The organism is Robinsoniella sp. (assembly GCF_034124845.1).
Genome location: NZ_JAWYAJ010000100.1, coordinates 1 through 5,312 on the forward strand (window position 1 = coordinate 1; position 5,312 = coordinate 5,312).

5 protein-coding genes and 1 tRNA gene are annotated in these 5,312 nt (G+C 41.5%); 3 read left to right on the plus strand and 3 right to left on the minus strand.

Annotated elements, in window-relative coordinates; translation table 11 throughout:
* Positions 1-24: 24 nt before the first annotated feature.
* Entirely contained in the window at positions 25-468 is a 444-nt protein-coding gene (locus ACH2DQ_RS04930; protein WP_395025796.1) for a TIM barrel protein, read from the minus strand.
* A 228-nt stretch (positions 469-696) separates the two neighbouring features.
* On the opposite strand from ACH2DQ_RS04930, the gene ACH2DQ_RS04935 reads away from it, so the two are divergent.
* The gene (locus ACH2DQ_RS04935) at positions 697-1,773 is read left to right on the plus strand and encodes a GntR family transcriptional regulator (RefSeq protein WP_394912337.1); all 1,077 of its coding nucleotides are present in this window, start codon (positions 697-699) and stop codon (positions 1,771-1,773) included.
* A gap of 25 nt (positions 1,774-1,798) precedes the next feature.
* Positions 1,799-2,356, plus strand: coding sequence for a hypothetical protein (locus ACH2DQ_RS04940; protein WP_394912336.1), 558 nt, complete (start codon positions 1,799-1,801; stop codon positions 2,354-2,356).
* Positions 2,357-2,628: 272 nt separating this feature from the next.
* Here ACH2DQ_RS04940 and ACH2DQ_RS04945 read toward each other — a convergent pair whose 3' ends face one another.
* Together ACH2DQ_RS04945 and ACH2DQ_RS04950 are read right to left on the minus strand one after the other, a co-directional pair.
* Entirely contained in the window at positions 2,629-3,492 is an 864-nt protein-coding gene (locus tag ACH2DQ_RS04945) for a DMT family transporter (protein WP_394912335.1), read from the minus strand.
* A 644-nt stretch (positions 3,493-4,136) separates the two neighbouring features.
* Positions 4,137-4,216 (minus strand) — tRNA-Leu (locus tag ACH2DQ_RS04950).
* A gap of 629 nt (positions 4,217-4,845) precedes the next feature.
* Between ACH2DQ_RS04950 and ACH2DQ_RS04955 the strand changes: the two genes are divergently transcribed.
* On the plus strand, positions 4,846-5,312 hold a 467-nt coding region (locus tag ACH2DQ_RS04955; protein ID WP_395025799.1), incomplete at its 3' end, for an ATP-binding cassette domain-containing protein.

Consider the following 5,312-nt stretch of genomic DNA (forward strand, 5'->3'; position numbering starts at 1 on the left):
CTGAAACGTTCTGCCTACTTCCGTTCATTTCCAGGACATGGTTTCCAAAAGGACCATGGTGGGCTGGCCCGGCTGTAACTCCCAGTTTAACATGGAAGAAATGAAGGAAACCGCTGTATCCATATCCTGACCCAGATGGCTTCCGGGATGAAAGTTATAGTAATTGCCGGGAAGCTGTTTCATAAGCAACAGGTCATCATGGAACATCTCCTGAGCCAAGTCCCGGACATGTGCATTCGAGGAACAGGGATTTAAGGTATAGGGAGCATGGGCAACAATTGGAGCAAAGTGATGTTCCGCCAGAAAATTCCGCAGGCCATCCACATCCTCCTGATTCATGGCTTTCGCCCGTGTGCCCCTGGGATTTCGCAGGAAGAACTGAAATGTGTTGGCATCTATTTTTAAGGCATCTTTACCAAGGTGTAAAAATCCTTTTGCAGAGGACAGGTGTGACCCGATATTTAGCATAAATCCCCTTTCTCCGTAAATCTTATATTTTTATTTATTATATTCTTTCTAAATTGAATTATTCGGATTTGGTACAAGAGCGTGTTTGAAAATTCATTCCCGCTATTTACCAGTAAGTAATTAAGCATTCACTATAGTACTAGAAAAGTCCGACTAGCAGAATGAAGAATTGAAATTTTAAACAGGCTCTTGTATAATAGGAATACAAATGTTACAAGGAGAGCTTTCATGGCAAATTTTAAATATTCCCAGGTTGCAGACTGGCTTAAGAATGAAATATATTCCGGAAATTATCCGGGTGGGGTGAAAATACCGGGAGAGGAAGAATTATGTGTAAAGTTCTCGGTTAGCCGCCAGACTGCCCGGCAGGCGATCAAGGTACTGGAAAATCAAGGATTGTTGTATAAAGTACAGGGCAGCGGTACCTATGTAACCAGGAAGATCCAGGGACCTCCTTTACGAAGTGAAGGGAAGGAGCACAGATGCATAGGCGTGCTTGTAAACAGCACCGGGGATTATCTTTTTCCTTTTCTGATACAGGGAATTCACGATGGGTTACATCAGAGGGGCTATGGAATGCAGCTTTTTTTATCCTCCCAGCAGATCCTGTTGGAAGAACAGTTTCTGCACACCATTCTGGATGGGGGAGTGCAGGGAGTTATTATGGAGCCGGTAAAGTCTGCACTGCCCGTGATTAATGACGGATTGTATGAAAAACTGACTTCTCAGCTGCCGGTAGTGTTTACCCAGCCGCTGCATACGCCCTATCCGGCTTCTGCCGTCACCGTTGATGACAGATGGGGAGGAGAACTGCTGGTAAAACATCTGGTTGATAAGGGGCACCGGAATATCGGAGCAATCTGTAAGATGGATGAGCAGACTGGTATGAGACGATATGAAGGTTATATGCGCGCATTGCTGAATTTGAAACTGACGGTGAATAATGAGCGGGTAATCTGGTATACCAGTGAGACGGAAAATGAAATATTTGCAGGGGAACAGGGACACCGGCTCTGGGAAAAAATAAAGGATTGTACCGCAGTGGTATGCCATAATGACCGGGTTGCTTTTTATCTGATGCGGTTTTTAGAGGACAGAGGAATCCGGGTTCCGGAGGATATGGCGGTGACTGGATTTGATGATACGGAATATGCCGGCATGGGCAATCAGATCACAACGATAATTCATCCCAAGGAAGTGTTTGGCAGAAAAGCCGCCGAGATTGTACTGAAAATGATAGAAGAGCCTGGTTATCGGGAGGATTATTGCTTTTCAGCTGTTTTGAAACCGGGAAAAAGTACCTGACAACGGGTCAATAAATGGAGGAAATATGACGACAGAAGAGATTTTAAGAGACTGTGCAGGAAAGAATGGAGCATATATAGCCATTCCAGGTGAGGATGATCCGGTTGGCATAAAAAGCAGTGATTTCGTTAAAATAAAAGTAGGAAGTGATAAAGCAGCGGACGTTTTAAACAGTATCCTGCAAAGGTTTGAGGACAAAAGAATCTGTGTGGTTGGGACAAGCGGCTGCGGGAAAACTTCCTTTGCCAGTTATATTGGAAGTTGTGTTAACATGGCGGAAGCGATATGCTATTTATTGTCAGAGGAAGAGATGGAGCAGGTTATGCAGGCACCCTGGACACCGGAAACAGGGGAGGCAATGGACAGACTGGTTAAAAGCAAGATTAAGACCCAGGCGGGATTTCCCATTTTCGGAACCGTGGTTATGGAAAGCGATTTTGTGGTCTATTTAAATATCTCAAATGGAATGTTGATGGCAAGGTGTGAGGAACAGGGTGTGTCCTTTGAAGATGCCATTCAATTAAAAGAGAAGATTGAGAGGGACTTAAAAGGTCTTGAGAATGTAATAGAAATCTGTTATTAAAAGTCTACAGCCCCTGGCTTTGTTATAGGAAGCCAGGGGTTGCATTTTTTTCTTTTTTTATTTGGACGGATTCAAACATGTTCCAGCCAATCAAGGGCATACTGCGCATAGAAACGGCTGCCGTTTTCCAGCGCATTTTCATCCAATCGGCCGGGGAGCATTGGTTCAGGCAAGGGTTATTTTCGACTCAATGCAGGAATTCCCAGAAGTCAGTTGGGGCAAGCATTGAAACGAATCGAATCAGCATTGAAGCATTGAAGGAAAACGGGTATTTACGAAACACGGGCTTTGGTTTCATTCAGTAAAGTAAAACCTAAAATAAGTATGCCTCCCAATATCTGCGTCAAACTGATGGTTTCACCCAGAAAAGATACGGATACAATAATCGCTGCCAGTGGATCAGTATAGCTTAAAATTGCTGCTTCCTGTCCTTTTAAATCTTTTAAAGAAGAAAAATAGAGGCAGTATGTAATTCCGGTATGTACGACGCCGACAATCATCAAATTCACGGTTCCAAAGGTTCCGGCTGCAGACAAATGAATCCCGTCTGTAAGGCAGACATAAGGAAAAAGAATGATAATTGCTGCAAAAAACTGAATCAGAGTGCGGTCAATCCCGGTTACATTTTTAATCAGTTTATTTAATATAATCACAGTGGCATAGAGCACTGCGGCGCTAAGCCCAAAGCAGATTCCTATAAAATGATTGCTGCCCGGTAAAAGCTTCCCCGGGTCAATAACAAACACCAGACCAAGCGTTGACATTACAAAACATATAATTTGCCTGAGACTTAGTTTTTCACGAAATAATATGGGGCATACCGCCATAACAATTACCGGAGCAAAATAATAACTCAGGGTAGCAATAGACACCGTTGTATAGCGATAGGACTGGAACAAAAAGATCCAGTTAAATCCCATTGCAGCTCCGGAGAAAAACAGCAGCAGAAGATCCTTCCTAATTTCTGCAAAGGGGATCTTTTCTTTTTTTACAAATTTATACAGTGAAATAGAAAAAGCTGCGATGACAGCACGGAAAAGGGCTATTTCTCCGGAAGACAGAGGGATATTTTTAATAAAAATACCCAGCGTTCCAAAAACAGCCATGGATAGGATAATTTTAAATTTTGCCGACATGATAATAGCTCCTTATGTAGTGTGGCGCTGTGACAAGTCACTGAATAAAAGTATATGGTATTTTAACATAGAATGATAAGAATTTCCATTTCCAGTTGTATATAGTCATTTGTCGGATGTCAATATGTGATTTTTCTATAAAAAAGCATAAAAAAACAGCCCTAACAATCAGTGTCGGCTATTAGGGAGTACTTCGCAGCGTGTGGGGGCTGCGAAGTGTGAGTTATGAAATATATTAGCTGTTCGCTAATACAATAGTACTTTAGCACATTTTGGCAAATAATGCAATTCAAATTTACAAAATTTTTTAACAATTTTTGGTAAAGTGATTTTTACCAACCGGGTATAGCCCAGACGTGGGATCTGGGCTATGAGTCAAATATATTATCATAGTTGATAATACACTTTTAGTATATTATGGATGGTGGGTTTTGTCAAATTTTTTCTTATATTGTTTTTTGTGAAATCAATCAATTGCTGCTCGTGTTTTAACTATAAATGCTTCTGATTTTTTATCAAATATTCCGGCAGGTGGGATCGTTTCGTATTACTTTAGCTAATTCCCAACCCTCCAAGTAAAACAAAAACACCGCCAACCCCTCCAACTACAAGGAATCAACGGTATTCTCACATTTTCCATATCCTGCGGATAACAGGACTTGAACCTGCACGGTCTCCCACCAGAACCTAAATCTGGCGCGTCTGCCAATTCCGCCATATCCGCATATTATTAAGAACATATTGCTTAAGAATATATTACTTAACAACCTTTGGTATTATAACCTGATCTGACAGGATTCGTCAAGATATTTTTTTATATTATCGGAAAAATTTTAACCAAATTTTAAATACTCATTGACACTCCCAAATTCATATGGTATATATACAATAGAACAAACAGATGCCATCCTTCCAAAGAGGTATGGTCTGTGAAAGGAATTCATTATGATTATGATAAGTAATAAAATCATAAAGCTAGTCGAGAAGCTTAACTCTGTACAACTGGAAATGAAAACGGTGAAGCATTGTGCAGAGGTTAATCAGAGGGTTTAAACCCGGTTCTTCATCGGTGGATAAAGTTTAGCAAGGTGTAGCTTTTGGCTATGCTTAGTTTGCGTACTTATTTGCCGGCAGAAGACAGAAATGATAGATTTGGCCAGGGACATTTTGCTTTGTCCTTGGCCTTTTGTTTTGCAGAAAAAAAGTTTGTTGACAAAACAGAGGGTCCGTACCTTACAGGTGCAGTCTCTCTGTTTTTTTGTATTTATTAATTAGAAAAGAGCACAAGGGTAATTGGCTTTGGTGCGGGTATCAAGTTTTTTGCATTTATTAATTTAGAAAAGAGGAATGGATATGAGTTTATTAGACGTTACAGAATTAACACACAGTTTTGCAGAAAAAGCATTGTATCAGAATGCGGAGTTTCACTTATTTAAAGGGGAACACATTGGAGTTGTGGGACAGAATGGGGCCGGAAAAAGTACCCTGATCAGTATTTTGCTGGGTGAGATTGTGCCTGACCAGGGAGAAGTAAAGTGGCAGTCTGGGATTCAGATTGGCCACCTTGACCAGTATGCGGTGATCAGGCAGGATATGACTATAGTGGAGTATCTTCAGACGGCGTTTGCAGAGCTCTATGCCATGGAAGAAAAAATGGAGAGGCTGTATCAGGAAGGGGCAGAAGAGGATAAGGAAGAGCTGCTGATCCGGGCAGGAAGGTATCAGGAGCAGCTGGTTACAGCAGAATTTTATGAAATTGGAAGTAAAATTGGCAAAGTGGCTACGGGACTTGGACTGGATGCCATCGGACTGGATCAGCA

Coding starts and splice junctions, on each gene's coding strand:
- ACH2DQ_RS04930 (WP_395025796.1), bottom strand. CDS start 468: ATGCTAAATATCGGGTCACACCTGTCCTCTGCAAAAGGATTTTTACAC.
- ACH2DQ_RS04935 (WP_394912337.1), top strand. CDS start 697: ATGGCAAATTTTAAATATTCCCAGGTTGCAGACTGGCTTAAGAATGAA.
- ACH2DQ_RS04940 (WP_394912336.1), top strand. CDS start 1,799: ATGACGACAGAAGAGATTTTAAGAGACTGTGCAGGAAAGAATGGAGCA.
- ACH2DQ_RS04945 (WP_394912335.1), bottom strand. CDS start 3,492: ATGTCGGCAAAATTTAAAATTATCCTATCCATGGCTGTTTTTGGAACG.